This window comes from Dehalococcoidia bacterium (assembly GCA_021295915.1).
Classification (GTDB): Bacteria; Chloroflexota; Dehalococcoidia; order Lucifugimonadales; family UBA1123; genus VXRN01.
On sequence record JAGWBK010000060.1, the window covers coordinates 21,715 to 23,644 of the forward strand.

General features: G+C 57.3%; 1 protein-coding gene. It reads left to right on the top strand.

Translation table 11 applies throughout. From position 1 onward, the window contains the following. Positions 1-302: 302 nt before the first annotated feature. Positions 303-1,930, top strand: a 1,628-nt coding sequence (locus tag J4G14_13955) for a CTP synthase (GenBank protein MCE2458893.1), incomplete at its 3' end; no start/stop codon positions are given.

The following is a 1,930-nucleotide window of genomic DNA, read 5'->3' on the forward strand; positions in this document are numbered from 1 at the left end:
CATTGTTGAGAAAAGTTGCCTGTCTTTTTCGTTGACACCTTCGGACGTACGTTCATATACTCAATCAAACGTTCAGGGACTGGAGGCCGTGACGCACTCTTACGCCGCAGCCAGCGATGGAGTCGAAAGTAAGTGAGAGCCGATCCAGGCACTCACTTCCAAGCCTACCCTTCTCGTACTGTCCCTCTCAGCCCCCTTCTCACCTGCTTCATGTCCGCTGATCAACTATCACGCAGAGCGATGATACGCGTGTTCCCAAGTGCCCAGTGGACGGACAGTTTCCTGCCGGAGAAGATGACCGCATGACAAGAATAATCTTCGTGACAGGTGGAGTGGTCAGCTCTGTAGGCAAGGGAGTTACCGTCGCATCCATTGGCCGTATCCTGAAGAGCCGTGGCGTGTCGGTCTCGCTGATGAAGCTCGACCCCTACCTGAACGTAGATCCCGGCACGATGTCTCCCTATCAGCATGGCGAGGTATTCGTCACGGAAGACGGATGCGAGACTGATCTGGACCTCGGTCACTACGAGCGGTTTGTCGATGTAAACCTGACAAGGCTGTCCAACATCACTGCTGGTCAGGTATACAGCGACGTCATATCCCGTGAGAGACGTGGAGAGTTTCTTGGTGGGACGATTCAGGCGATTCCGCATGTAACCGATGCGATCAAGCAGCGCATACTCAAGCTCGCCGCAGACTCCGGCGCAGATGTGATCGTGGTTGAGGTTGGGGGAACCGTCGGTGACATCGAAGGGCTTCCGTTCCTTGAAGCGATCAGGCAGTTGAGGAACGAGGTTGGCCGCGACAACGTGTACTACATACACGTTACATATCTGCCATATATATCTTCGACTGATGAACTCAAGACCAAGCCAACGCAGCACTCGGTACGAGAACTTCGGAGCATCGGCATCCAGCCTGACGCAATTCTGTGCCGTTCCGACTATGACGTAGACGAAGACATCAAGAAGAAGATATCCGTCCACTGCGATGTCCCCAATGAGGCCGTAGTTACGCTGCCGACTGTATCCAGTATCTATGAAGTACCGCTAATCCTCCAGGACGAGGGGCTAGGCGATCTGGTCATGCGTAGCCTGGGTGTGGGGTCCCCGATAAGTCCCTCCCCATTCGAGCGCAGGCCCGCGTTCCTGAACGCGGAGCACGGCAACTCCACGGACAGCCTGGCCGGCTGGCGTACTATGGTGAAGGCTATCCATGAGCCGAAGGAGACACTTCCGATTGCGATCGTCGGCAAGTACGTCGATCTGCGCGATTCATACATTTCGGTCAAGGAGGCGCTGCTCCACGCGGGCCTGTACTACGACAGAGACATCGAAGTGCAGTGGATCAACTCCGAGCAGATCGAAGAGGAAGGGCCAAGCCGGCTGCTGGAGTCGGTTGCAGGCATCGTTGTGCCCGGAGGGTTCGGGCCGCGTGGCGTGGAGGGCATGATCGAGACCGTCAAGTACGCTCGCAGTCGCGACGTTCCTTACCTGGGCCTCTGCCTGGGGCTGCAGGTAATGGTGGTTGAGATAGCGCGCAACCTAATGGACCTCGAGGCTGCCAACTCGACCGAGATGGACCCGGAGACCCCACACCCAGTTATCGACCTGATGCAGAGTCAGAAGGACGTCACCGAAATGGGAGGCACGATGCGCCTCGGGCTCTACCCATGCGTCACAGTGCCGGACAGCTGGGCGGATCGTGCCTACGGATCGCCGACTGTCGAGGAGCGGCACCGCCACAGATGGGAAGTCAACAATAGCTACCGGGAAGGCTTTGAAGAGGTCGGGCTGTGGCCCACAGGAATCTCGCCGGACGGGGAACTCGTAGAAATAATGGAGTACGCTCATGCCTCGTTCATGGTCGGGACGCAGTTCCACCCGGAGTTCCTCTCCCGTCCAGACAGGCCTCACCCGCTGTTCAGGGA